The 26,639-nt window shown below is 71.3% G+C and carries 10 protein-coding genes; all 10 read right to left on the bottom strand.

All coding sequences use genetic code 11. The annotated features are described in order from the left end of the window. Positions 1-45: 45 nt before the first annotated feature. A complete protein-coding gene (locus CXH06_RS17090; RefSeq protein ID WP_114856408.1) occupies positions 46-1,689 on the bottom strand; it encodes a serine/threonine-protein kinase in 1,644 nt (547 codons plus the stop codon). Continuing rightward, positions 1,686-4,271: an FHA domain-containing protein gene (locus CXH06_RS17085; RefSeq protein ID WP_114856407.1), complete on the bottom strand. Its 2,586-nt coding sequence runs from the start codon at positions 4,269-4,271 to the stop codon at positions 1,686-1,688. The genes CXH06_RS17090 and CXH06_RS17085 overlap by 4 nt, the downstream gene beginning before the upstream one ends. Next, positions 4,268-5,146: a PP2C family serine/threonine-protein phosphatase gene (locus tag CXH06_RS17080; RefSeq protein ID WP_114856406.1), complete on the bottom strand. Its 879-nt coding sequence runs from the start codon at positions 5,144-5,146 to the stop codon at positions 4,268-4,270. The genes CXH06_RS17085 and CXH06_RS17080 overlap by 4 nt, the downstream gene beginning before the upstream one ends. Beyond that, positions 5,143-7,188 carry an RDD family protein gene (locus CXH06_RS17075; protein ID WP_114856405.1) on the bottom strand — a complete coding sequence of 682 codons (2,046 nt, stop codon included), beginning with the start codon at positions 7,186-7,188 and terminating at the stop codon, positions 5,143-5,145. Before CXH06_RS17075 ends, CXH06_RS17080 begins: the two co-directional genes overlap by 4 nt. A 1-nt stretch (position 7,189) precedes the next feature. Next, positions 7,190-9,697: a transglutaminase domain-containing protein gene (locus CXH06_RS17070; RefSeq protein ID WP_114856404.1), complete on the bottom strand. Its 2,508-nt coding sequence runs from the start codon at positions 9,695-9,697 to the stop codon at positions 7,190-7,192. Next, positions 9,694-11,100 (bottom strand): DUF58 domain-containing protein, encoded by a 1,407-nt coding sequence (locus CXH06_RS17065; protein ID WP_114856403.1) that lies wholly within the window; start codon positions 11,098-11,100, stop codon positions 9,694-9,696. Before CXH06_RS17065 ends, CXH06_RS17070 begins: the two co-directional genes overlap by 4 nt. Then, positions 11,097-12,071 (bottom strand): MoxR family ATPase, encoded by a 975-nt coding sequence (locus CXH06_RS17060; RefSeq protein WP_157975801.1) that lies wholly within the window; start codon positions 12,069-12,071, stop codon positions 11,097-11,099. The genes CXH06_RS17065 and CXH06_RS17060 overlap by 4 nt, the downstream gene beginning before the upstream one ends. 54 nt (positions 12,072-12,125) lie before the next feature. After that, positions 12,126-18,314 (bottom strand): Ig-like domain-containing protein, encoded by a 6,189-nt coding sequence (locus CXH06_RS17055; RefSeq protein WP_232820408.1) that lies wholly within the window; start codon positions 18,312-18,314, stop codon positions 12,126-12,128. Between the two features lie 278 nt (positions 18,315-18,592). Then, positions 18,593-24,886, bottom strand: a complete 6,294-nt coding sequence (locus tag CXH06_RS17050; protein ID WP_114856400.1) for an Ig-like domain-containing protein — start codon at positions 24,884-24,886, stop codon at positions 18,593-18,595. Between the two features lie 204 nt (positions 24,887-25,090). Continuing rightward, positions 25,091-26,098 (bottom strand): polyprenyl synthetase family protein, encoded by a 1,008-nt coding sequence (locus tag CXH06_RS17045; RefSeq protein ID WP_114856399.1) that lies wholly within the window; start codon positions 26,096-26,098, stop codon positions 25,091-25,093. Positions 26,099-26,639: the final 541 nt, after the last annotated feature.

The following is a 26,639-nucleotide window of genomic DNA, read 5'->3' as shown; positions in this document are numbered from 1 at the left end:
TCCCCTCTGTCGCCTCGGCCCCACATCATGGAGGCACGGTACCTCTCAGCTCTCATCCAGACACACCTCGACCGGTTCGCTGGACCTGCCGTTGGCCGTCACGGTCCGGACCGTGGCGCAGCGCTCCGGCAGCTGCGGCGGAACCTCCATCACGGTGGAGTTCCGTCCGTGGACGTCGATCGGCTGTGCGTAGCGGTCGTAGTTCTCGGGGAGGTCGACCCACTGGACCTGGAAGAAGTCGTCCTCGGTGAAGTTCTCCGGCTGCTCCCAGGTGACCTTGGCGCGGGCGGGGCTCCCCGCGCCCTCCTGGGGAGCGATGATCTCGATCTCCACGGCCGTGGGCTTGCCGGGCGGCGGGCCCTGGGCGGTGGCGACGTCGATCTCCGAAGTGGCGATCGGCTCCGGCTCCGGCACCAGGAAGTACTGCACCGCGAGGGCCGAGCCGATGCCGAGCACGATGATCAGCACCGCGGCGAGCGTCACGAAGGGCCAGGCGGGGGTGGAGGAGGTCGGTGGGTCCTCCTCAGATTCCGGCCCGACCGGTGCCGGCCCGGACCGCGCGCCGTGGCCCAGCGGCGCGCCGGCCGGTCGCAGCAGCGTCTCGTCCGAGGCGGAGGGCGCGGAGACCGCCGCCGGGGAGGCGGCGGACCCGGGCGCGAGGGCGGGGGCGACACCGGCGAAGCGGTCCAGCGAGCGCCGCGAGCGCTCCCCGGGCCCGGAGCTGCTCTCGGGATCCACGGTCGAGACCCGGCGGATCCGCGTGTGCATGTCCAGCTCGTCGTCCTCGGCCTCGTGAGCTCCCGCCGCGCCGCGCTCGTCGAGCACGTCCATCTGGGTGACGGGCAGCGAGAGGGCGAGCTCGACCTGCTGCAGCCCGCGCCCCAGGGCGAGCGCGGTGTCGTAGCGAGCGGCCGGATCCTTGGCCATCGCGATCGACAGCACCCGGTTCAGCTCCTCCGGCACATCCGGCCGCTCGAGCGGCCGCAGCGGCTCTGCGGAGATGCGGTGGATGAGGTCCGAGGCGGTGTTGCGCCGGCCGCGCAGCTCGAAGGGAGTCTGCCCCGCGAGCAGGGAGTACACGGTCGCCGCGAGCGAGAAGACGTCGCTGCGCAGGTCAGCGCGCGGCGGGTCCGCGAAGAACTCCGGCGGCGACCACGGGATCGACATGCCCTGGGAATCCTCGACGTCCTCACCCTGTCCCGTCGCGATGGAGATGCCGAAGTCCGTCAGCGCGGGACGGTTGTAGTCGGTGACCAGGATGTTCGCCGGCTTGATGTCCCGGTGCAGGATACCGGCGCGGTGCGCGGTCTCGACGGCGCCGGCGATCTGGACGCCGACCCGCAGCGCCTCCGCGACCGTGATCCGCTCCGCACGGAAGCGCACGCCGTAGTTCGGCCGCGGGCAGTACTCCATGACGATGTACGGCCGATGGTCGTCGGAGACCTCGGCCTGGTGGATCGTCACGATCGACGGATGGGTCGACATCTGGGCCATGACGTTGGCCTCGGAGTCGAACTGCCGCCGGACCGAGTCGTCCAGGACGTTGGACAGCAGCACCTTGATCGCCACCCGCCGCTGCGGGCGGAACTGGCGGTAGAGGAACACGTCGGCGAAGCCGCCGGAGCCCAGCAGCTGCTCGAACTCGTACCCGGGCAGCCGGGGCGGGGGCGAGGGAGGTCTGGTGCTCATCCCCGCTCACCGAACCTCAGGTGCACGTCATCGCCCAGGTCCAGGTGGTCGCCGTCGCGCAGCACCACGCCCTCCCGGGGGCGCAGCCGCGCGGCGTCGTAGCCGGCACGGTGCAGGGTGGTGCCGTTGGTGGTGCCCAGATCGAGCGCGACCACGTGCCAGCCCTCGCATCGCAGCTCGAGGTGCGAGCGCGAGATGTCCTGCTGCGGGCTGGGAACCGTGATCAGCCGCGGGACGGCCTCGGCGCTCACCCGGGAGGCCCGGGGCCGCCGCCCGATGATCGCGGTGCGGTCCAGCAGGAACCGCTCACCCGTCGAGAGCTCGATGACGCCCAGCGGCGGGCGTGCCACGGGACGCGTGGGTCCCTGCAGCGGCACGCCGCAGACTCCGCAGAGCTGACGCTCGGGGGAGTTCGCGTGCCCGTTCCAGCAGACCACGCCGGGGATCGTGACGACGCTGCTGTCCCCCGGCCCGGTGTTCGGCACGGACCGCGGCGCCCCGGGGGACGCGGCGGGGCCGGGCGCCTGCCCGGCGGGGGCGGGCTGCGGCGCGGGGTGAGCGGGCGGCTGCGCGGACGGACCGTGGTTCGGGTGCGCGCCGGGCCGCGGGCCGGTGTGCGGAGCCGGCGGCCGCTCCGCCATCTGGACCTGCGGATAGGCGGGCTGAGGGGGCGGGGGCGCGGTCGCCCGGCGGGCCGCGGTGCGGGCGATCTCGGGGGCCGCCCGGCCGACGCCGGGGACCCAGTCGATGAACTCCGCGGCCGGTGCAGCGGGCTCCTCGGCCGGCGGGGGCGGCTGGGTCGGCGACTGCGGTTCCTCCTGCTCCGCCGTGATCGTCTGCTCCGGGGGTGTCGCGCCGGAGGTCGGCGCGGGCTCCTCGCCGTGGCCCTCCTCTTCCTCCGCGGCGCGGCGCACGGCGGCGTCCTCCACCCGCCGGAAGACGGTCTTGCCGAACAGGTCGTCATAGGCGCCGGAGTTCTCGAGATCCGGCATCGCGGCGGGCGGAGAGGCGGGACGGCGGCGGGGAGCGACGGCAGGTGCCACCGGGCCGGGCAGGACCTCGGCGGAGTCGTCGGCGGTCTCGTCCTCGATCGGCTCGACCCGCGTGACCGGCGATTCCAGCGCGTCCTCGTCGTCGATCGGCGCGATCTTCGTGACCGGCGACTCCTCCTCGTCCTCCTCGGGGACGGGCGTGGGGATCGACGGCGCGGCGGCGTGCGCAGCGGCGGGTGCAGCGGCCGGCTCCTTCGCCGAGTCGGGCCTCTGCGGCCCGGGCCCCGCGGAGGCCTGCTCGGTCTCGGTGCTGCCGGACGGGGAGGAGACGGCGTCCTCCGCCGGGGAGGAGGCCGTGCTCCCGGTCGGGGACGGGGAGGAGCTCTCCGCGGCCGGCGTGGCGGGACGGCGCGGGCGATCGAAGAGGGACGTGCTGACCAGTCGACGCCTCGGCGCGGCGGACGACGGCACCTCGGTGGCCGGGCTCGCCGGCTCGTCCGTCGCAGCGGCTCCTGCCGATGCACTCGGTGGGGTCGCGGCCGCGGTAGGAGCCGACGTGCTCGCCGACGCTTCAGGTCGGGCGGCCTCGGCGGAGCCGTGCGGCGTCGACGGAGACGCGCTCGGACCCGCGGCCGGGGCGGGGTCCGCGGAGTTCGTCGGCGCCACGGGTGACGCGGCGCTCGCGGGCGCAGAGCCCTCGTCGGCGGCCGGGGTCGCCGGCGCGGCGGCGGTCCGCGGCGTCGCCGTCGGGGCGGCCGGAGCCGTCGGCGCAGGGGCCGGGGTCGCCGGCGCGGACGCGGCGGGAGCGTTGTCGTCGAACAGGCCGGAGAACAGGTTCGGGCCGCTCGGCTCCTGCTCGGGCTCCGAGGAGCGGGCGGCGGTGGACCCCCCGCGGGAGATCGACGACGGCATCTCACCCGGCTTCCGCGTGGCCAGCGCCGGTCTGCGCAACGGGGTGGAGCGGGGAGCCGGGGTCGTCGCCTTCGGTGCCGATGCGGGCCGCTCGGCCCGCCGCTTCCTCGCCTCGGGGGTCTCGATCGAGCGCCCCTCCTGCTCCACCTGCTCGGCCAGCGCCGCGCGCTCGGCCTCCTCCAGCGTGGCGGGATCGACGCTGACGTGCACGAAGCCGCGCACCGGCAGGACGCCCGCCTCGATCCGGTGCCCGCCGAGCGACTCCTCCCCCGGCAGCTCGCCGAAGGCGGTGCGGCGCACCCCCTCGAGGGTCGTGAGCACGAAGGGCTCCTCCTCGGTGCCGACGATCTGCTGCACCCCGTCGGCCGTGTGCACCGCGATCGGCGTGGTGCCCTTCACGCCGAAGGTGGCGGTGGTCCCGTCGTGGACGCCGAACAGCAGGGCGGGCAGCTTCTCGAGGCTCTCGATCCCACCGGCCCCCAGCAGCTCGTCCGTGAGCTGCTCGGGGGCGACCTTCCGCCCCAGCAGCTCCCAGGCCGCCTCGACGACCTGCTTGCGCAGGCCGGGGACCAGCACGATCCACGCGCCCTCGCGCATCACGAGCGTGGCCGGGCCCTGCTTCGTCCAGGTGCCCGGTCCGAGCAGCTCCGGCGTCCCGCCGTCCTCCTCCGCGCTCATCGCGCGTCGTCCCCGTCGCCGGGCAGCGCCCGCGGCAGCGTGTCCTCGTCGACGTCGAACGCCTCCTCCGTCCTGCTCCCGGTGCCCGCGGTGGTCTCGGCCTCGAGCTGCTGACCCTCCACCTCGACCGCTTCGACCAGGACCACGCTGATGTTGTCGTGGCCCCCGCCGTCCAGGGCCAGACGGACCAGGTCCTCGCCGATCGTGCGCACGTCCGAGGGGCTGCGCAGCACCCTCTCGATGGTGGCGTCGTCGACCTCGCCGGTCAGGCCGTCGGAGCAGATGAGCATGCGGTCCCCCGTCTCGGCGGGGATCAGCCAGTAGTCGGGATCCGACTCCGGGCCGGCGCCCAGCGCCCGGGTGACCATGTGGCGATAGGGGTGCATCCGCGCCTGCTCGGGGGTGAGCTCGCCGCGATCCATCAGCTCCTGGACCACGGAGTGGTCCACCGTGACCTGCTCGAAGATGTCGGCCGACAGCCGGTACACGCGCGAGTCCCCGAGGTTGAGCACCACCCAGTAGCCCACCTCGTCGAGCACCATGGTGGCCACGAGGGACACCGTGGTGCCGGCGCCGAGGGTCGATTCTCCCCCGAGCTCGCCGATCCGGGTGGCCGCGGAGCTCAGCGCGTCGCCGAGCTGCTCGACCGTCACGTTCTCCTGGATCGTGAGCTTCTCGAACTCCTCGACCGCGATGGCGCTGGCGACCTCGCCGGCGTTGTGCCCGCCCATCCCGTCGGCGACCAGATAGATCGGCGCGGCGTCGAGGATGCTGTCCTCGTTCGTGGCACGCACGTGGCCGACGTGCGTGGTGGCGGCGGAGACGACCCGGATGGTGCCCGGCTGGTCCGGGTCGGACAGGGACGGGTCGATCACTTCTCCCTCTCCACGGACAGGATCCGATCTCCCAGAGTCACCTGCGCCCCGGCGGGCAGGACGGTCGGGGCGTCAGGCTCCAGGTCCTCCCGGGATCCGTCCTCGTGGAGGATCGAGGAGCCGTTGGTCGACCCCAGATCGGTGACGACGACCTCGTCGCCGGTCGCGTCCAGGCGCAGATGCGTCTTGGAGACCGAGCGGGTGCTGTCCTTGAGCACGATCAGCTCCTCCGGGCCGGCGGCCGAGGGGTTGCGGCCGATGACGACCGGCCTCTCCACCCGGCGCTCGACGCCGTCGTCGGTGATCAGGCGCGCGGCCCGGACCGCGGGACGGCGCACGGCGGACAGACGGGTCTGCTCGAGGTCCTCCATCGGCTCGTCCACAGCCGTCAGACGCGTCTGCTCGTCCACGTCGTGGCCGTCGTCCGCGCCCCAGGCGTCACCCGTGATCTCGCCGGGAGCCCGCTCGGCGTCCGGCGCCGGCGCCGGAGGCGCCCAGGAGGAGCCCGGCGCATCGGCCGTGGGGGTTTCCGCGGCCGGGGCGGCGGGGCCCGACCATCCGGCGGTCTCCGAGGTCGGGGCCGGGGCCTCGGGCGACGGCGCCCAGGACTGCTGCTGCGGCGGCGCCGGCTGATCCGGGGCGGACGGGCCCCACGACTGCTGGGGGGCCGGCGACGGCGGGGCCGGCTGGTCGACCGGCGGCGCGGCCGGGGGCGGGGCCGAGGGGGCCCAGCCCGGCTGGGCGGCCGACGGGTCCCAGGACTGCTGCGGCGGGGCCGAGGGAACCGGGTCGGTGGACGGCGGGGCCCAGCCGCCCGCGTCCTGCTGCGGGGCGTGGTCCGGCGGGGCCGGGGCGGCCTCGGGCACCGACGCCTCCTGTGCCGGCGCGGCGGACCAGGCGCCGCCCAGTCCCGTGTCCTGGGAGGGCTGCGGGGTGGGCGGGGCGTACGAGCTGGGCGCACCCTGCGGAGCCCCTCCCCACCCGGTCTGCTCGGCGCTCTGCGCCGGCGGGGCTCCGGTGGGACCGCCGGAGGTGTCGGCGCTCTGCCCCCCGGACCACGCCGCACCGGGCTGGGCGAGCAGGTTCTCGTGGGTGGAGACGGCGACGGAGGGGGCCCCGAGGTAGTGCTCCGCGCCCGCGCGCTCGAAGTCGTCCGGGCGCGGCGTCATCGGGTTGCGGCCGTCCCTGGCGTCCACCACCACGGCGTCGACGGCGCGGTCGTGCAGACCGCGCAGGATCTTCTTGGGGTCCACGAACACCGACAGGGCCATGATCAGAGGAATCAGGCCGTACAGGACGTACCGCCCCAGCGCCCGGAGGAATCCGATCGGGCCGCCGCTGCTCTCGCGGGTGATGCGGAGGCCGAGGATCAGGGAGCCGAGGGTGAAGCCCTTGGCGCCGGTCAGCCAGATGATCACCAGGTGGTACGCGGCCGGGAGCGCCGCACCGACGCCCACGAGGATCTGCGGGAGCAGCCCGATCTCCTCGGAGGTGAGGATCAGGATGAACCCGATCATCATCGGCAGCATGACCAGGGAGGAGAGGACGGAGTCGACCACGGCGGCCAGAACGCGCTTGAGCAGCGGGGCCGGGAGGCACCCGTCCAGGGGCGCCGCCATCGTTCCGGGGGCGACGGGACCGGCCCCGGGCTGGCCGGGGGCGGCGGAGGAGGGTGCGGGAGGCGGTGACGCGGGTCCGCTCCCCATGCTCGGTGCGGAGCCGGTTCCGGGCTGGTTCATCGGTGGCTGGGTGACCATCATCTGATCGTACTGTTCCGGGGTCCTCAATGCCGTGGCGCCGGGCAGATCGGGATCGAGGGATTCCCTGGTGATCAGTTCGATCCCGTCCTCCTGCTCGGCCGTCTCCGGCGGAGCGCCGAGGTCGCGGCTCCGAGCTCCGGGGGCCTGGGACCAGGCGCCCGGGGCGTCGGTCGCGCGGCGCTCGTACGGCGAGGGCTGGTACCGGGCACCGCACTCCCCGCAGATCGCGGCCGCCTCGGACAGCAGGCTCCCGCAGGTGCTGCAGTATCGGGTCTGGTTCATCTCAGCGGCCCTTCCTCCGTGTGGACGATCCTGATCGCCCGCCCCGCGTCCCGGAGCGTCGGCGGCGCAGCGCGTCGGCGTGCTGCTGCGCCCTGTCCCGAGCGCGGCGGTTGGCCCGCGCCCGCTTCCTGTCCTGACGGCGCTCCGCCGCTCGCCAGCGGAAGGACCGCAGGGAGAAGCGGGCGCGGAGCCTCCGGTGCCAGGGCACGGCCGCGGCCACGCCGCGACGCGCCTGCCCGATCTGCGCCCAGTACTCCTCGACCGCGGCCTCCGGCAGGTCGTCGGGGCCGAAGACCGCGCGGTCCGCGCCCCCGGCGAGCGCTGTCGCCCCCAGAGCGGGGACCTCCGCCTCGAGCAGGGCCGCCTGCTCCGCACGGGTCAGCAGCGGATCGGGGGCGCGCCCCATGTCCGCCATCAGATCGAGGATCTCCTGCCAGCCGCCGTCGATGCGCGCGGGCAGGGGGCCGCGGGTGCGGCGGCGTCCCCGCCGCACCGCCTTGGCGATCACGACGGTCAGCAGGGCGAGGCCGATCAGGCCCAGCGGGATCAGGCCGACGGCCGCGTACACCGCCCACGAGGTCGTCTCCTCGAGATCGTCCTGCTCCTTCTCGGTGTCGTCGCTCATCGCGCCGGGCGGCGGGGCCGGCGGCTCGACCGGCGGAGGCGGCGGCTGCGCGACCTGCGGAAGCGGCTTGTCCTCCTCCTTCGGCGTCGGCTCGGTCGGGTCCTCGTCCTCGTCCGGTGCGGGGTCGAAGCGGACCCAGCCGACGTCGTCGAAGGCGACCTCGACCCAGGCGGTGACGTCCTCGCCGGTGATCGAGGCGGTCCCCTCCTGGCCCTCGGGGACCTCGAAGCCCATCACCACCCGGGCCGGGATGTCGATCGAGCGCGCCATCACCGCGGTCATCGCGGCGTACTGCTCCTCGTCGCCGATGCGGCCCAGCGGCTGGGCGTCCGGCGTCTCCTCGTCGAAGCTCACCGGTTCGATCATCGCCAGCAGCCGGCTGGCGCCGTGACCGGACAGCGAGGCCGAGTCGTCCTCGAGGCCGTGGGAGTAGAAGGCGTCGTCCTTGATGGCCCGCATGAGGTTCTGGAACCTCTCGACGTCGGAGTCGGAGCTGCCCGCCCATTCCTCCGCGAGCGGTGCGAGCTCGTCGATGGGCAGGTTCTCGGGCAGGGTGATGTCCGCGAACTCGGCACTGCGCAGCTGCTCCCCCGAGGGCTCCGTGTACGGCTCGTAGGTCAGCTCGTAGGTGTCCCCCGGCCGCAGGCCACTGGCGGTGACCGCGGTCTGCGACTGCTGGTTGAGGAACAGGTTCTCCGAGGTGACACCGGCGCGATCGGCGGCCATGCCGTCGACGTCCAGGCGGTTGGTGCGCTCGCCGAGGGTCGGCATCCACACGCCGGAGTAGGCGCCGACCGTGACCGTCGAGACCTGCGCTCCCTCACCGGGCTCGTGGAGGGTGACGCCGGAGGCGGTGGGGAGGAACGCCCCGGAGGCGGAGTCCTTCTTCGTGCTGCTCGCCACGTTGTAGACGTGCAGGTCGTAGTAGTCCATCGTCGCCAGGCGCACCAGGTCGCCACCCTCGACGCCGGAGATCGAGAAGATCTCCTCCTCGCGCTGGTCCTTGAGATAGCCGCGGAACTCCGTGAGCGGGGAGACGTACTCGCGCGGGTCGAAGGGCACCACGACGTGGTGACGCGCCGCGAAGCGGAGGGAGCCCGCCGGCGGCGCCAGGAGGGCGTGCGCGGCGACTCCGGCGCCGAGGGCGATCGCCATGATCACCGCACCGCCGACCACGCGCCGGCGCAGCACGGGATTCTTCCAGGAGCCCGGGCGCACGGTGTCGGAGATGATCGTCGACTGCGCACCGGCCAGCCGCGCCCCCTCGAAGCGCCAGGTCAGCCAGGCCACCGAGATGATCGCGTAGAGGACGCCGCGCAGCACCGGCCAGAACGCCTGGTCGGTGCCGAAGACGATCGAGACGACCATCAGCGCCAGGGGGAACAGCCAGGCCGCGACGTAGCGTCGCGTGCGCAGCACCACGGTCATCCCCAGCAGGGACAGCAGCAGCACGCTGATCCAGACGACGGCCAGCACACCCTGCGCGGCGCCGACCGGCGGCGCCACCGTGAGCACCGACTTCCAGCTGGTCACCGGGGCGCGGAGCATCTCGCCGAGCGAGCCGAGGCTGGGAAGGATGCCGAAGAAGGCGTGGGTGGGCGCGGCGAACATGGCGCCGAACAGGAGGTACACCCCGATCGTGAGCGGGGTGAGGCGCAGCGGGCCCCAGCGCCAGCGGGCGCCGATCAGGGCGATGAGGGTGCCGAAGGCCAGGGCCATGACCCCGGTCAGCAGGTACTGCACGCCGCCGTAGACGGTGTGGAAGCCGAGGATGCCGAGGACGAACAGGGTGCCGAGCGCCAGCAGGTCCAGCGTCCGCCGGGCCGCGGGAACGCCCTGGAAGTAGCTCGGAGGACGGGTGGGGGTCGCACCGGTCGCGGTCATCGTCCCACCCCCCGCAGGGCACGGGCCAGCGTGTCGAGGGACCCGAGGGTGATCACGTCCAGACCGCCGATCGCGGAACGTTGCACCTCGGCGCCGTCGACGCAGCGGATCGCCACCGCCATCACCCCGATCGGGAGCTGGTTCGCGGCGGAGTTCAGCTCACGGGCGGTGGTGTGGGAGCCGACGACCATCATCACCGCCGAGGCGCTCGGTGCCAGATCCGCGGCCTTCTGCCCCAGCTCGTGGAAGGGAAGACGCTCAGAGAGCGGTTCGATGACGGTGTAGTCGTCCATCATCCGCCGCAGGGTGCCGGTGCTCTGCCGCTCGTCGAAGGTGAAGGGGGTCAGCTCCTTCTCCTCCCGTGCGGTCTGCGCGGAGATCGAGGCGGCGGCGGAGACCGCGAGCTCGAACTCGTCGTCGCTCGCGTAGTCCTCGGCGAGGTTGTCCAGCGCCACCACCACGTGGGAGCGGCGGGTCTCCTCGAACTGCCGCACCATGAGCTTCCCGGTGCGGGCCGTGGTGCGCCAGTGCACGTGCCGACGGTCGTCGCCGGGCGTGTAGTCGCGCAGGGCGTGGAAGGCGATGTCGGAGCTGGAGAGATCCGAGGAAGGGGTGCCCTCGAGATCGCGGAGGAAGCCGCTGGCCGCCTCGTCGAGCCGCACCGTCCGCGGATGGACGAACAGCTCCTGCTCCCGCGCCCAGGTGACCTGGCGCCGCATCAACGACAGCGGGTCGTCGCGCACCGAGCGCACCGGCCCGACCACGAGCACCGCGCGACGCTTGGTGGGCACGGCGAACAGCTCCTCGTGCTCGGCGCCGGAGTCGAGCTTCGGCACCAGGAACTGCGCGGTGGCGGCGCCGACGCGCAGCTCGATGCGGGAGGGCAGGATGACCCGCGAGGACGGGTTGGCGACCTCGACACGGCCCACGGCCCGGGATCCCACGACCACCCGGTGGGTCTGCAGGTCCAGGGTGACGGCGTAGTCGGCCTTGCCGAGCACGAAGAGCGCGGCCACCACCAGGGGCACGGTGAGCACCGCGGCGATCACGGTGAGCTCCTCCAGGTGCAGCATCGAGCCGCCGATCCAGCAGAACCCGGCGACGGCGAGCACCGCCCACCCGATCGGCGAGATGACGTCCAGCACCGGGTGGAGGCGCCGGATCCACAGCTCCGCGATCCGGTCGCGGAGCCCACGCAGCCCGGTGCTCGCGGGCTCCTCGCCGGGCGTCTGCGCACCGCCCTGCGGCGCCGCGCCCGCCGAGGGGGCTCCGCCGCCGGCCGTGCGGCGTCGACGGGACTCCGCCCGGGCCTCGGCTCGGGCGGCGCTGCGCCGCTTCTTCGCCTGGGCCTTCGCAGCCCGGGCATCGGCGGTGTCGGTGGGGAGGGGCGCCTGGGTGCTCATGCCGACTGCTGCCGCGCCTGGGGCGGCGCCACCTCGCTGAGGATCTTGGTCATGATGCTCTTTGCGGTGGTGCCCGCGAACTCGGCCTCGGGGTCCAGCACGAAGCGGTGCAGCCAGACGGGCTCCACGAGGTGCTTGACGTCGTCCGGGATGACGTAGTGGCGGCCGTTGACCGCGGCCCACACCTTCACCGCGCGCATGAGCGCGAGGGCGCCGCGGATCGAGACGCCGACCCGCACCTCCGGCGCCAGGCGCGTCTCCTCCATGAGCCGGGAGACGTATTCGAGGACCGCGGGGTCCACGTGCACGGTCGCCGCGAGCTGTGTCATGTCGTTGACGGCCTGCAGCGAGATCCGGGGGGTGAGCTGCTTGCTGCGGTCCATCAGGGCCGATCCCTGCAGGATCTGGACGCTCGAGGCGTGATCGGGGTAGCCGATCGAGGTCTTCATGAGGAAGCGGTCCAGCTGCGCCTCGGGCAGACGGTAGGTGCCGGCCTGCTCGATGGGGTTCTGGGTCGCGATCACCATGAAGGGGTTGCCGACCTCGTGGGTGACGCCGTCGACGGTCACGCGCCCCTCCTCCATGACCTCGAGCATCGCCGACTGGGTCTTCGGGGAGGCGCGGTTGATCTCGTCGGCCAGCACGACGTTTGCGAAGACCGGGCCCTTGTGGAACTCGAAGGACTTGGTGTTCTGGTCGTAGATCGTCACGCCGGTGACGTCCGAGGGCAGCAGGTCCGGCGTGAACTGGATGCGGGTGCTGGTGCCCTGCACGGTCGCCGCGATGGAGCGGGCCAGCGAGGTCTTGCCGGTGCCGGGTGCGTCCTCGAGGAGCACGTGGCCGGGGGCGAGCATCGAGGTCATCACCAGGCGCACCACCTCGTTCTTGCCGAGGACGGCCTGGCCGACGCTCTGGACGAGCTTGTCGAAGGTCTCGGCGAACCAGCGGGCCTGTTCAGGAGTCATGCTCACGGTGGATCTTCAGCTTTCCGTCGAAATGAATGGGGTGGTAGCAGGTCGCAGGATTCAGGAGGGGGCGTAGTAGGTGCCGACCTTCTTGCCGTCGACATAGACGCGAATGGGATTCTCCGTCCCCTTCATGTAGCCGTAGAAGTAGCGAGGGGAGGTGTCTCGTCCGCTGCCGTCACCGGTGATGGTGTACTGCGCCCAGTTGTCGTCATTGTCGTTGGCGTAGTGCACGGTGTACGACTTCCCCGGTTCGAGATCCTTGAAATCGATGGTGAAGTAGGTGCACTTCCCGCCCCATGTGTCGGAGGTGCAGCCGGGCTCGCCGTTCGCGCTCCCCGCAGCCTGCCAGTTCGGGCCGCCGCCGGCGACCTTCGGCTCCGGCGGGGTGTACGTCCGTGCCTTCTGCTTCTTCGTCACCGTCCCCGAGCGCAGGCCCTCGCCGTTGACCACGCGGGCCTCGATGGTGCGGGTGCCGCCGGACGTCGTCTGGAAGGTCTTGGAGTAGGAGGTGCCGGAGTTCTTCCACTCTCCGCCGTCGATCCTCACCTGCAGCGTCTTGCCGCCCCCACCGCCATCTCCGCCCGGGGCGGACGCCTTGAGCGTGACGGGGCATTCCTTGCTGTTCTTGCAGGCGCCGGCCGACGCCGTGACCTTGGGATTCTGGGGCTTCGTGTACGGAGTCACCGCGTTCGAGGCCGCCGAGCGGTCGCTCACCCCGCCGTCGGCCTCGAAGCGGTTCCTCGCCTCGACGGTGAAGGAGTACGAGGACCCGTTGGACAGGCCGCTGATGGTGGTGCTGGTCTCCGAGGCCGGCACGGTCTTGCTGCCCCCGTCGTAGTGGACGACGTACTCCTTGACGGAGGTGCCGTTGCCGTCGGCTGCGTTCCAGGAGACCCGGGCCCGGCCGTTCGGGCCGTCCGCGGTGTCCTTGCCGGGCAGCGACGCCTTCACCCCGGTCGGTGCCGAGGGCTTCGCCCACGGGACGACGGCGTTCGAAGCTCCGGAGGACCCGTCGCCGCGGCCCACGGAGTTCACTCCGGTATAGGTGAAGGTGTGCTTGCTGTTCTCGTCGAGATCGCGGAAGGTGGCGGAGGTCGTGGACGCGTCGACCGTCTGCGAGTCGCCCGAGGAGGCAGAGACGATGTACTGGGTGATGGGCTCACCGTTGGCCTCGGCCTTCGTCATCGCCGGCCAGGTCACCCTGACGTCGCCGCCCAGAGGGTCGTTGACCCGCTCCGCGGTGGGTGTCCCGCCCGGGACCGTCGGTGCGCCGGCGGGGTGTTCGGGCTGGGACCAGCTCGACCAGTCCGAGGGGTTCTCGGCGAGGTTGCGGGCCTGGACGCGGAAGCGGTAGTCGACCCCGTTGCTCAGGCCTGTCCACACATGCGAGGTGGAGCCTCCTTCGATCTCCACGGTGGAGATCTGATCGGTCGCCGTGTTCTGCATCTGCAGCGTGTAGCTCTGGATCGCCGAGCCCTTGTTCTCCGGTGCTGTCCAGGCCACGCTCAGCTGCGTGTCCCCGCGTTCGGCCGACGGCGCGGCCGGCTTCTCCGGGCGCACGTCGGGTCGCGCCGTCGCCGAGGCCACCGACGGGTCCGAGGTGCCCACCCGGTTTGTCGAGGTCACCGCGAAGGTGTACTCCGTGTCGTTGCTCAGCCCGGTGATCCGGCACGAGGTCGAGGAGCACTCCTGCTCCACCGCGGGACCGCTCGTCGAGGAGACGGTGTACCCCGTGATCGGGGCGCCGTTGTCATCCCCCGCCTCGAAACGCAGCTCCACGAAGCCGTCCCCGACCTCGCCGATCCGCGGGGCGGACGGTGCCTCCGGCACCCCCAGCACCGTCACCTGGATCTGACCGCTCACCTCACGGTCGGGATCCTCGGTGTCGTCCATGACCGTGTACTGGGCGGTGAGGATGCCATGGAAATCGGCATCGGGCGTGACGGTCACGCCGTCCCCGTCGATCGTGACCTCCCCCTGACCATTCACGATCGACGCACTCGTGAGGGTGCGCTCGCCCTCCGGGAACGGATTCGAGTCGTTCTCCAGGACAGGGAGCGTCTTCGCACTGCCCGCATCGATCGTGGCCTCATCCAGGCCGGTCGAGATCATCGGCCGCTGGGAGCCGACCACCGTCACCTCCACGGTCGCCGACACCGGTGGATTCGTGCCGTCGCTGACCGTCACCGGGACCTCGACCACCGTGTTCTTCAGAGCCTTCGTCGAGGCCCGGGCGGACAGCCGCGAGCCCTCCAACGACAGGTCCACCTCCTCAGGAGGGGTGAACTCGCCGAGGGCGAAGGTCAGCTCGTCGCCGTCGGGGTCGTCGGCTCCGGGGGCGAGGTCGACGCCCGCCTGGGCGTCGCCCTGCTCGACCTCGAGCTGGGCGCCCTGCAGGGTCGGCGGCAAATTGGAGTCCTTCGCCGCCACCTCGACAGGAATCGCGAGGGTCGCCGTGGCCGCCGTGGAATCACCGACCTCCCCGTCGGTCACCTCGACGGTCAGCGTGTCGTTCCCGGAGAAGTCCTCCGCCGGGCGATACACCAGCGTCGTCTCGTCCTGGACGAGCTCCCCGCCGTCACTGTGGTTCGCGCTCACCAGCGACGGGTCTGTGATCTGCGCGGCCTCCGCGCCCGGCCGCACACGCACATTGCCAGGATCGGCCAGGTCCACCTGCACCTCGGAACCCGCCTGCACGCTCAGCGGCTCCCCCACCCACACCGGCGCCTGCTTCGCCGTCCCCGGCACCCAGATGTAGCCCGCGGACTCCAGCCCGTCGACGTCCTCGATGACATAGCGCAGCAGCTGCTGCTCCTCACCCGGCACGATCCGCGCGATGCCGTCCTCGCTCAGCTCCACGCCCTCGACAGCCTCGTCCAGGCGCACCTGCAGGTCCTGGGTGCTGCCGTCGGGATCATGGTCATTGACGAGCACATCGATCTCGACCGCCGTCGTCTCCGGATCCAGAACATCCTCGACCGCCACGAAGTCATCCATCGCCACCGGAGCACGCAGCGGAGCATCCTCCGACACCACGACCGTCGCCGTCGCCGTGCTCTTGAGCTGCTCGTCGGAGGCGGCGTACATCACCGAGTGCGTGCCCTCCTGGTCCGGGGTGGTGACGGTGACCATGCCGTCGTCCTCAGCGCCCTCCTGCGCCGGGGCGACCTCGATCTCCGAGAGCGCCTCGACATCATCACGGACCACATGGAGCGCATCGCCCTCAGGATCGGTGTCGTTCTCCAGCACCGGGATCTGCACCTCACGGTCCGGACGCACCTCCACCGTGTCGTCCACCGCGTAGGGGGCGTGGTTCTGACCCGTCGGCGCGGCGATGCCGACCTGCACCGTGGCGGTCCCGACCGCCCCATGACGGTCCATCACCTGATAACGGAAGGTGTCCGTGCCCTGCGCCCCCTCGAAGGGCCGATACTCGATCCACTGCCCGGTGGCTGTCACCACCTCGCCCAGCTGCGGTGTCGGACTCGCGATGCCGCTGAGCATCACCGAGTCACCGTCCGGATCGATACCCGTGGTCCTGACCGGGATCTTGATGGTCTTCCCCGCCACCGCGCGAGCCGTGAGATTCTCCGGCTTCGGCGCATCGTTGCCCGCGTCACGGGGGACGATCGTGATGTGCGCCTGCGCGGAGCCCGAGCGGCCGGTCTCGTCGACCACCTCGTAGGTGACCACCGCCTCGCCGCTCGCGTCATCATCCGCGCGGAAGCGCAGGACGTCCTCATGACGCTCCGCATGGCCCAGCTCGTCCGCGCGGCTGGTGTCGGTCAGACCGGCCAGATGGAGATCGGAGTCCGTCGGCGAGACGTCGTTCGCGATCACATCGAGGCTGACCATGTCCCCGGCACGCACCACGGCACGGTCCGGCACCGCCTCAGGATTGGCGAACTGGGTGTCGGTGGACGCGACCATCACCCGGACGGTGCCCGTCGAGGTCCCCTCCGCATTGGAGACCTCATAGGTCACCGGGACCGGCTCCGCCGACACCGCCGCCCCCGGCTCCGCTTCGACGCGCAGCAGATGATGATTGACGATCGTGGCCTTCAACCCGCTGCCCTCGGGCACGGAGAGTGAGTTGACGACCAGCACCCCGCCGGTGGGATCGACATCGTTCTCCAGCGGATCGATGAGCGTATCGGTGCCCGTGGTCACGGTGCCCAGATCGTCGACCGCCACCGGAGCGAGGTCCTCCTGAGCGGGTTCGACCACGTCCACACGGATCAGCCCCCGCGAGGACGTGCTGGACCCGCGGGCGGCCACGTTGTAGGAGAGGTAGTGCACACCCTCCGCGGACCCGGAGACATCGATCGTCCCCGCCTCCAGCGCCGCATCGACCTCGAGGCCCTCCGACTCGCCGACGCTGAGCAGCTCCAGGCCACCCCCATTGGGATTGAGGTCGTTGACCAGCGGTTTGACGGTGGTGTCCTGGCCGGCGACCACCGTGGCGTGATCCGCCGTGGTGATCGGCGGCAGATCATTCTCCGAGACCGACTCGATCTCGACCGTGCCCGTCCCCTCGGCGCCGAACTCGTCGCGGAAGGTCAGCTCGACCTTCTTCGTGCCGGGCGACAGGCCCGCATCGTTGAAGGTCACCAGCCCGTCCGGACTGAAGGTCACCACATCCTCGGGCGCGACCTGGGCATTCGCGAGGTAGAAGGCGTCACCCTCGGGATCCTCGTAATAGGGCGAGATGTTGAAGCTGATCTCCTCGCCGGAGCGCACCTGCACCTTCGTCACGGCGTCCTCGACCGGCCGCGGGCCCTCATTGTCGGAGGCGTCCTTCACGTCCAGCGACACCGTCGCCGCATCACGACCACCTCGGCCGTCGTCGGCCGTGTAGGTGAAGCTCGCCGATCCCGACGCGTCCTCCGCCACCTCGATCTGGAACTGCGTCCCGCCACGGATCGGCGTCACCGCCCCGATCCCCGGCTGCTCCCCCTCGACGCTCACCGTCAGGATGTCACCGTCGGGGTCGAGATCGTTCCTCGTCACCGGCAGCACCACGCTCGCCCCCGGCCGCACCCCGTACGCATCGTCCTCGGCCGTCGGAGGACGGTTCTCCTCCTCGCGCTCCGCCGCGACATTGGTGATCGTGGTGGTCAGAGTCTCCTTCTCCTCCTCCTTCGAATCGTCCTGCTGGATCTCCTGAGCGATGACCCAGTCATCGACGACCTGCATGTCGTCCATGATCTCCCAGGACAGACCGAACTCCTGATCGTTGAGGACCACCTGATCGCGGTTCACACGGAGCGTCAGATCCATCGCAGACTCGGCCTCCGGCACCACCTCCGCCACCGGCTCCTGGCCCTCACACGCGCGGACGTACGTCAGGGAACCGTTCCACGCCCCGTAGGCGCAGCCCTTCACCTGCGCCGGCCGCACCACCTCGGTCCCGGTCCCTCCCGACTCGTGGACCTGCGCCTCCCCGCCGTCCAGCGGGACCACCAGCAAGGAACGTTCCGTCGCCAGGACGACGTCGTCAGAGGCGGCGCCGGACTGCTGGAGCTGGGCGAGCTCGAGGTTCGAGACGCCGTAGTCCTCGAGACCGTAGTCCTTCACGTCCTTCCCCAGACGCAGCATCCGGTTCTCACGGTCCAGGATCACAGGCTCCGCACCGACGGTGGTCAGCTGCACCATCTCCGGCGAGGACGACACCCCGCCGACCGTGATCGGCTTCTCCGCGCTCGTGTCACGGGTGTCCTCGGCGCGCGGGAACTCCAGCAGCTGCTCCCCGTCCAGGACGAAGACCGCGCCGCCGTCGGTCACCGCCACGGCGGGCGACTCCTGCTTCGCCTCGTAGGTGGGCTCCACCGCCGAGACGCTGAACGCGGCGGCCTCCTCCGGAGTGAGCACCCAGACCCGGCCGTCGGCGGCGGCGATCGCCACCCGGTCGCCGCCCAGCAGCACCTCGGTGCCCGGGGGCAGCTCGACCAGACCACCGCGGGTGACGGACGCCGTGTTGATCGGGGTCATGCCGCGCGGACCGGTCTCGATCACCGTGTATCCGTCCTGCACGATGTCGAGCTCCTCGCCCGTCATCGCCAGACGACCATCCAGCTCCGCGGCATCGACGTTGAGCCGGCCCATCAGCCCTGCGCCCGCATTGGTCACCCACACCCCACCGTCGGAGACCTCCACCTCCGTGGAGGACAGTCCCGGATAGCGCAGCGCGAACCCCGTCAGCACCAGCGCCCCCACGGCGATCAGCGCACTCGAGATCGCCACCATGCGCCGACCACGGCGACGTGCGACCGGTGGCGTGGGCGACATGCTGGAAACTCCCGAGACGACTGCAGAGATCGGTGACCGCGTCAGGATCGACCCCGTCCCCCGCCCGGGGCACATCCCCCAGGCATCGAGCATGCCGTCCCCGCGACCCGCCCAGGCTACTAGGACGAACCTCAGGGTGCTACGAGGAACCGGTCACCCCGCGCCCAGGAGCGGGCTCGGCCCGTCCGAGTGTCCGGCACCGAATCCCGCACGCACCGCGAGGCGGGCCCCTCTTCTCAGCTCGACGGGATCTTGACCCGGTTCGACTCTCCGGACTTCCCGTCGTGCTCCACCCAGATCCACACGTCCTCGAACGGGCGGCCCCAGTACGGCGTGCGCCCGCTGTCGGCCAGATCCCACTCCCCGTTCGCGTCCGTGGTGAACGTCCCGGTGGTCGGCGTGCTCCCGTCGGTGGTCGGGTACCAGCAGTCACCACCGGGAGGACCGTCTCCCTTGATGCAGTACTCATAGGTCGTGTTCGGCGCGAGCTGCGTGACGGTGAAGTCGATGTAATAGCACCAGCCCTGGGTGCAGCCCGACTCTCCAGTGGCGTCGCCATAGCCGCGGGCATCGACGATTCGGGGCTCCGGCGGCGGAACGTACTCGCGGGCGGTGATCGAACTCTTCTTGACCTGCGAGGTCATGGTGGCGGTGGAGCCATCGGCGTTCGTCGGCTTCGTGACCACCCGGGCGTCGAGGGTGTGCCGGGACCCGGACTTCGCCTGGATGGTGGACGAGTACGGCGACGCCACGGACTTCCACCCGGCCCCGTCGACGTTGACCTGGAGCGTCTTGCCGCCGGCTCCGCCGTCACCGCCGTCCGCGGACGCTGTGAAGGTGAGCGGGCAGCTGTTCTCCCCGGTGCACGCGCTGCGGGAGATCGCCACCTTCGTCGGGGCCGACGGCACCGTGTAGGGCCGGATGGAGTTCGACGCCGCCGAGCGAGGGCTCACGCCGCCGTCGTCATCGAAGCCGTTGCGCGCCTCCACGGTGAACCGGTAGCTGGTGCCGTTGGTGAGCTGGGTGAAGCTGTGGCTCCGGGCCGAGGCATCGACGGTGACCGGCGAGGGGCCGCCGTAGATCACGTACTTCGTGATCGAGGTGCCGTTCCCGTCCGCGGCGTCCCAGGTGACCGTGGCGCGACCGTTCGGCCCCTTGCCGGTCCCCTCATCGGGCATCGCGGCCGTGACACCGGTGGGTGCCGAGGGCTTCGCCCAGGGCGTCACCTCGTTGGAGGGCGCCGACCTGCCCGCCCCGTCGCCGACGGAGTTCACCCCCGAGTACGTGAAGGAGTGGGCGGTGTCCTGATCCAGGTCGAGGAAGGTTGCTGAGGTCGCCGAGGCCGGCACGGTCTGGGACGTTCCGGTCGATGCTGTCACGACGTAGTGGGTGATGGGCTCGCCGTTGGCCTCGGCCTTCGTCATCGCCGGCCAGGTGACCTCGATACCGCCGCCGCGGGGGTCGTTGACCCGCTGGGCGCTCGGTGTCCCCTTCGGTGCGGTCGGTGCGCCGGCTGGGTGCTCGGGCTGCGACCAGCCCGACCAGTCCGAGGGGTTCTCGGCGAGGTTGCGGGCCTGCACGCGGAAGCGGTAGTCGACCCCGTTGGTCAGGCCCGTCCACACGTGCGACGTGGAGCCGCCCTCGATCTCCACGGTGGAGATCTCGTCGGTCGCGGTGTTCTGCATCTGCAGCGTGTAGCTCTGGATCGCCGAACCCTTGTTCTGCGGGGCGGTCCAGGCCACGCTCAGCTGCGTGTCCCCGCGTTCGGCCGACGGCGCGGCCGGCTTCTCCGGGCGCACGTCGGGTCGCGCCGTCGCCGAGGCCACCGACGGGTCCGAGGTGCCCACCCGGTTTGTCGAGGTCACCGCGAAGGTGTACTCCGTGTCGTTGCTCAGCCCGGTGATCCGGCACGAGGTCGAGGAGCACTCCTGCTCCACCGCGGGACCGCTCGTCGAGGAGACGGTGTACCCCGTGATCGGGGCGCCGTTGTCGTCGCCCGCCTCGAAGCGCAGCTCCACGAAGCCGTCCCCGACCTCGCCGATCCGCGGAGCGGACGGTGCCTCCGGCACCCCCAGCACCGTCACCCGGATCTCCCCGCTCACCTCGCGGTCGGGGTCCTCGGTGTCGTCCATGACCGTGTACTGGGCGGTGAGGATGCCGTGGAAATCGGCATCGGGCGTGACGGTCACGCCGTCCCCGTCGATCGTGACCTCGCCGTCGCCGCTGACAGTGGTGGCACTGGTGAGAGTGCGCTCCCCCTCGGGGAAGGGGTTGGAATCGTTGTCCAGGACGTCGATGGTCTGCGAGGAGCCGGCGTCCACGGTGGCCTCGTCGAGCAGGGTGGAGATCATCGGCCGCTGGGAGCCGACGACGGTGACCTGCACCGTCGCGGAGACCGGATCGTTGGTGCCGTCACTGACCGTCACCGGGACCTCGACCACGGTGTTCTTCGGGGCCTTCGTGCCCGCGCTCGCCGTGAGCCGGGAGTCGTCCAGGCCGATGCTGACCTCGTCCGTCTCGGGGACGTCGCCGAGGGCGTAGGTGAGTTCGTCGCCGTCGGGGTCGTCGGCTCCGGGGGCGAGGTCGACGCCCGCCTGGGCGTCGCCCTGCTCGACCTCGAGCTGGGCGCCCTGCAGGGTCGGCGGGAGATTGGAGTCCTTCGCCGCCACCTCGACAGGGATCGCGAGGGTCGCCGTGGCCGCCGTGGGATCGCCGACCTCCCCGTCGGTCACCTCCACGGTCAGCGTGTCGTTCCCGGAGAAGTCCTCCGCTGGTCGGTACACCAGCGTGGTCTCGTCCTGGACGAGCTCCCCGCCGTCGCTGTGGTTCGCGCTCACGAGCGACGGGTCGGTGATCTGCGCGGCCTCCGCGCCGGGCCGCACCCGCACGTTGTCGGGATCGGCGAGGTCCACCGAGACCTCGGAACCGGCCTGCACGCTGAGCGGCTCGCCCACCCACACCGGTGCCTGCTTCGCCGTCCCGGGGACCCAGATGTAGCCCGCGGACTCCAGGCCGTCGAGGTCCTCGATGACGTAGCGCAGCAGCTGCTGCTCCTCGCCCGGCACGATCCGCGCGATGCCGTCCTCGCTCAGCTCCACGCCCTCGACAGCCTCCTCCAGGCGCACCTGCAGGTCCTGGGTACTGCCGTCGGGATCGTGGTCGTTGGCGAGCACATCGATCTCGACGGCGGTCGTCTCGGGGTCCAGCACGTCCTCGACCGCCACGAAGTCATCCATCGCCACCGGAGCGCGCAGCGGCGCGTCCTCGGAGACCACGACCGTCGCCGTCGCCGTGCTCTTGAGCTGCTCGTCGGAGGCGGCGTACATCACCGAGTGCGTGCCCTCCTGGTCCGGGGTGGTGACGGTGACCATGCCGTCGTCCTCAGCGCCCTCCTGGGCCGGTGCGACCTCGATCTCCGAGAGCGCCTCGACATCATCACGGACCACATGGAGCGCATCGCCCTCAGGATCGGTGTCGTTCTCCAGCACCGGGATCTGCACCTCGCGGTCCGGACGCACCTCGACCGTGTCGTCCACCGCGTAGGGGGCGTGGTTCTGGCCCGTCGGCGCGGCGATGCCGACCTGCACCTCGGCGGTGCCGATCGCCCCGTGGCGGTCCATCACCTGGTAGCGGAAGCGATCGGTGCCCTGGGAGTCCTCGTACGGGCGGTACTCGATCCACTGGCCGTTCGCGGTGACGACCTCGCCCAGCTGCGGTGTCGGACTCGCGATGCCGCTGAGCATGACCGAGTCGCCATCGGGGTCGATGCCGGTGGTCGGGACGGGGATCCTCACCGTGGTGCCGGCCACGGCGCGGGCGGTGAGGTTCTCCGGCTTCGGCGCGTCGTTGTCCGCGTCGTGGGGGACGATCGTGATGTGCGCCTGTGCGGAGCCGGAGCGGCCGGTCTCGTCGACCACTTCGTAGGTGACCACGGCCTCGCCGGTCGCGTCGTCATCGGCGCGGAAGCGCAGGACGTCCTGATGGCGCTCTGCATGGCCCAGCTCGTCCGCGCGGCTGGTGTCGGTCAGGCCGGCCAGGTGGAGTTCGGAGTCCGTCGGCGAGACGTCGTTCGCCGTCACGTCGAGGCTGACCATGTCCCCGGCACGCACCACGGCGCGGTCGGGCACCGCCTCGGGGTTGGCGAACTGGGTGTCGGTGGACGCGACCATCACCCGGACGGTGCCGGTGGCGGTCCCCCGGGAGTTCGAGACCTCGTAGGTCACCGGGACCGGCTCCGCGGTGGCGGGAGCCCCCGGCTCCGCCTCGACACGCAGCAGATGATGCTCGACGATCGTGGCCTTCAGGCCGCTGTCCTCGGGGACGTCGAGCGCGTTGACCACCAGCACTCCGCCGGTGGGATCGACATCGTTCTCCAGCGGATCGATGAGGGTGTCGGACCCGGTGGTGACCGTGCCCAGATCGTCGACCGCCACCGGGGCGAGGTCGTCCTCGGCGGGTTCGACGACATCCACACGGATCAGGCCGCGCGAGGCGGTGCTGGAGCCGCGGGCGGCCACGTTGTAGGAGAGGTAGTGCACGCCGGCGGCGGTGCCGGAGACATCGATCGTCCCCGCTTCGAGAGCCGGGTCGACCTCGAGGCCCTCCGACTCGCCGACGCTGAGCAGCTCCAGGTCGCCCCCATTGGGGTTGAGGTCGTTGACCAGCGGTTTGACGGTGGTGTCCTGGCCGGCGACCACGGTGGCGTGATCGGCGGTGGTGATGGGAGGCAGGTCGTTGTCGGTGACCGACTCGATCTCGACGGTGCCCGTCCCTTCGGCGCCGAACTCGTCGCGGAAGGTCAGCTCGACCTCCTTGGTGCCGGGCGACAGGCCCGCATCGTTGAAGGTCACCAGCCCGTCCGGACTGAAGGTCACCACATCCTCGGGCGCGACCTGGGCGTTCGCGAGGTAGAAGGCGTCTCCCTCGGGGTCTTCGTAGTAGGGGGTGATGTTGAAGCTGATCTCTTCGCCGGAGCGCACCTGCACCTTCGTCACGGCGTCCTCGACCGGCCGGGGACCCTCATTGTCGGAGGCGTCCTTCACGTCCAGCGACACCGTCGCCGAGTCCCGGCCGCCTCGGCCATCGTCGGCCGTGTAGGTGAAGCTCGCCGATCCCGACGCGTCCTCCGCCACCTCGATCTGGAACTGCGTGCCGCCGCGGATGGGCGTCACGGAGCCGATCCCGGGCTGTTCGCCGTCGACGCTCGCCGTGAGGATGTCACCGTCGGGGTCGAGATCGTTCCTCGTCACCGGGAGCACGACGCTCGCGCCCGGTCGCACGCCGTACGCATCGTCCTCGGCCGTGGGTGGACGGTTCTCCTCCTCGCGCTCGGCCGCGACGTTGGTGATCGTGGTGGTCAGGGACTCCTTCTCCTCCTCTTTGGAGTCGTCCTGCTGGATCTCCTGGGAGATGGTCCAGTCCTCCACGAGGAGCTGCATGCTGTCCATGATCTCCCAGGACAGGCCGAACTCCTGATCGTTGAGGACCACCTGGTCGCGATTGACCCGGAGCGTCAGATCCATCGCGGAGTCGGCCTTGGGCACCGCCTCCGCCACCGGCTCCTGGCCCTCGCAGGCGCGCACGTATTTCAGAGAGCCGTTCCACGCCCCGTAGGCGCAGCCCTTCACCTGCGCCGGCCGGACCACCTCGGTCCCGGTCCCTCCCGAGTCGTGGACCTGCGCCTCACCGCTGTCCAGGGGAATCACCAGCAGGGACCGCTCGGTCGCGAGGACCACGTCGTCGGAGGCGGCGCCGGGCTGTTGGAGCTGGGCGAGGTCGAGGGTGGTGATGCCGTAGTCCTCGAGGCGGTAGTCCTTCGCCTCCCGTCCCAGGCGGAGCATCCGGTTCTCGCGGTCGAGGACCACGGGCTCCTCGCCGACGGTGGTCAGCTGCACCATCTCGGGCCTGGTGGCGACGTTGCTGACGACGACGGCCTTCTCCGGCTCGGTGTCACGGGTGTCCTCGGCGCGCGGGAACTCCAGCAGCTGGTCCCCGTCCAGGACGAAGATGGTCCCGCCGTCAGTGACGGCGACGGCCGGGGACTCCTGCTTCGCCTCGTAGGTGGGCTCCACCGCCGAGACGCTGAACGCGGCGGCCTCCTCCGGGGTGAGGATCCAGACGCGGCCGTCCGGAGCGGCGATGGCGACCCGGTCGCCGCCCAGCAGCACCTGCGTGTCCACGGGGAGCTCGACGAGTCCACCGCGGGTGACGGAGGCGGTGTTGATCGGGGTCATGCCGCGCGGACCGGTCTCGATCACCGTGTATCCGTCCTGGACGATGTCGAGCTCCTCGCCGGTCATCGCCAGACGGCCGTCGAGCTCCGCGGCATCGACGTTGAGCCGGCCCATCAGGCCGTCGCTCGCATTGGTCACCCACACACCACCGTCGGAGACCTCCACCTCCGTGGAGGAGAGCCCCGGGTAACGGAGCGCGAACCCTGTGAGGACGAGAGCCCCCACGGCGAGCAGAGCGCTCGAGATCGCCACCACGCGCCGACCACGGCGTCGTCTCGCCGGAGGGGTGACTGCCATGGTGGATACTCCCGAGAGGTCAGAACAGGCGCAGCGCCGTCGGAACGGCCTCCGTCGCATCCTCGCCCAGGGCCATCCCTACGGCGTCGAGATCTCGGGTCCCTCGGCCTTCACAGGCTACTCGGACCGGCTCCAGGGTGCTACGAGGAACCGGTCACCCTGCGTCCAGGCGGAAGCCCCCGCGTGGGCTTCGCGAACAGATCCTCAGCGACGGCGCTCGACCAGTGTGCGTGTGAAGGTCGTCAGCGCCTCGCGGACGGTGCCCGCCGGGAGCTCCTCCAGGATCTCCACCGCCTCGTCGGCGGTGCGCTGGGCGAGCTCCCGAGTCTCCTCGAGCGCCGAGTCCGCGCGCAGCATCGTGACCAGCTCCGCCAGCGCCTCATCGGATTCCAGGTCGCCGTCCAGACGCTCCACGATGGCGAGGCTCGCGGCATCGCCCTCCGAGGCGGCGCGCCGGCGCACCAGCAGGGTCGGCATGGTGGGGACGCCCTCGCGCAGATCGATGCCGGGGGTCTTGCCACTGGTCTTCGCGTCGCTGCCCAGGTCCAGGACATCATCGGCGAGCTGGAACGCGACACCGACCTTCTCGCCGTAGCGACGCATGATCTCCGAGACCTCCTCCGAAGCACCGGACAGCGTCGCCCCGAGCTGACCCGCGAGCGCCAGCAGTGAAGCGGTCTTGTCCGAGAGCACCGAGATGTAGTGCGCGAAGGGATCGTCCTCCGGCTGCGGGCCGACGGTCTCGTGCAGCTGGCCGAGGCACAGGCGCTCGAAGGTGACCGAGTGCAGACGCACCGCCTCGACCCCGATGCGCGCGCTCAGGGCGCTGGCCCGCGCGAACAGGAAGTCACCGGTAAGGATCGCGACGTTGTTCCCCCACAGCGCATGGGCGCTGTCGGTGCCCCGCCGGGTGGGGGCGGAGTCCATGACGTCGTCGTGGTACAGGCTGGCCAGATGGGTCAGCTCGACGAGGACGGCGGCGTCCAGCACGCCATCGGCGTCCGCATCGCCCAGGGAGGCCGCGAGCAGAACCAGCATCGGTCGCACGCGCTTGCCCCCGGCGTCCATCAGATGCCGAGCGGTCCATCGTGCGATGTCATCGGAGGTTGCCACCGAGCCGCGCAGACGGTCCTCGATGGTCCCGAGGCGCTCGACGATGCTCGTCGCGAGCTGCTCATCGATGTCGGGAACGCCCGGCAGCGTGGACGGCATGGCTCTCCTGGAACTGAGCGGGGATGCGATGGTGCTCCCCCGCGGACGGTGTGCGGGGCGGGCCCGCGGTGCGCTCCCGGCGCGCCGACGATCGCCGGCGCCGAGGCGCGATGACGGGGCCCTGTACAGCGTCCCAGTCTACCCACCCGGCGGGAGGACTGTGCCCGCGAAGGTCCCGCCGTCCGGAGGACCGCTGGAGACATCTCGGACCCTCGGTCGTGATCGCGGAGAAGGACAAGCTGACCGTCGCCGACAGCCGCTCCGAAGAGCGGCAGAAGGTTCCAGCCAGGTGGCACCTGAAGCGACCATTCAATGCTCACGCCCCAGTATCGCCGGGGCCCGGCCCGGGCCAGCTCACCCACCATCGGGGCGCAGCCCGCGTCCACAACTCCAGTCCATGCGCCGCGGCGTGTCCGGGCATGAAAAAAGGGAGTGGAGGAGGCGAACACTCCCAGACAACCTGGGGGTTCAAGCACTCCTCCACTCCCGTGAAAGATGTCCGGCGGCGACCTACTCTCCCACACCCTCCCGAGTGCAGTAC

The sequence above is a fragment of the Brachybacterium sp. YJGR34 genome, assembly GCF_003347015.1.
GTDB lineage: Bacteria > Actinomycetota > Actinomycetes > Actinomycetales > Dermabacteraceae > Brachybacterium.
Note: the sequence above shows the minus strand (reverse complement) of the source record. Positions and strands in the feature narration are given on the sequence as shown.

Bases quoted from the DNA above. Each gene is read 5' to 3' on its own strand.
- CXH06_RS17090 (WP_114856408.1), bottom strand. From the start codon at position 1,689: ATGAGCACCAGACCTCCCTCGCCCCCGCCCCGGCTGCCCGGGTACGAG.
- CXH06_RS17085 (WP_114856407.1), bottom strand. From the start codon at position 4,271: ATGAGCGCGGAGGAGGACGGCGGGACGCCGGAGCTGCTCGGACCGGGC.
- CXH06_RS17075 (WP_114856405.1), bottom strand. From the start codon at position 7,188: ATGAACCAGACCCGATACTGCAGCACCTGCGGGAGCCTGCTGTCCGAG.
- CXH06_RS17070 (WP_114856404.1), bottom strand. From the start codon at position 9,697: ATGACCGCGACCGGTGCGACCCCCACCCGTCCTCCGAGCTACTTCCAG.
- CXH06_RS17065 (WP_114856403.1), bottom strand. From the start codon at position 11,100: ATGAGCACCCAGGCGCCCCTCCCCACCGACACCGCCGATGCCCGGGCT.
- CXH06_RS17055 (WP_232820408.1), bottom strand. From the start codon at position 18,314: ATGGTGGCGATCTCGAGTGCGCTGATCGCCGTGGGGGCGCTGGTGCTG.
- CXH06_RS17050 (WP_114856400.1), bottom strand. From the start codon at position 24,886: ATGGCAGTCACCCCTCCGGCGAGACGACGCCGTGGTCGGCGCGTGGTG.
- CXH06_RS17045 (WP_114856399.1), bottom strand. From the start codon at position 26,098: ATGCCGTCCACGCTGCCGGGCGTTCCCGACATCGATGAGCAGCTCGCG.